This is a genomic window from Pseudomonas juntendi (assembly GCF_009932375.1).
In the GTDB taxonomy this organism is placed as follows: Bacteria; Pseudomonadota; Gammaproteobacteria; order Pseudomonadales; family Pseudomonadaceae; genus Aquipseudomonas; species Aquipseudomonas juntendi.
Genome location: NZ_BLJG01000482.1, coordinates 1 through 279 on the forward strand (window position 1 = coordinate 1; position 279 = coordinate 279).

The following is a 279-nucleotide window of genomic DNA, read 5'->3' on the forward strand; positions in this document are numbered from 1 at the left end:
CTGTTCGAAGGCGATGTGGTCGATGACGCCGAGGGCTACGCGATCATTGCCAGCCCGGAACTGGAGCGCAAGATCTACGTTGGTCACGGCATCACCACCTCGGTGGAAGACAAGCACATCACCTATGCCCTGCGCCCGGAGAAACTGCTGGTGACCACCAAGCAGCCGGAGTTCGAGCACAACTGGTCGCGTGGCAAGGTGCACGATATCGCCTACCTGGGTGGCCACTCGGTGTTCTACGTCGAGCTGCCCAGCGGCAAGGTGGTCCAGTCGTTCGTC

Annotated in this window: 1 protein-coding gene; it reads left to right on the top strand. The window is 61.3% G+C overall.

The features are described from left to right. Positions 1-279 (top strand): TOBE domain-containing protein (locus GYA94_RS26845; RefSeq protein WP_161893473.1); only part of this gene is annotated, 279 nt, incomplete at both ends.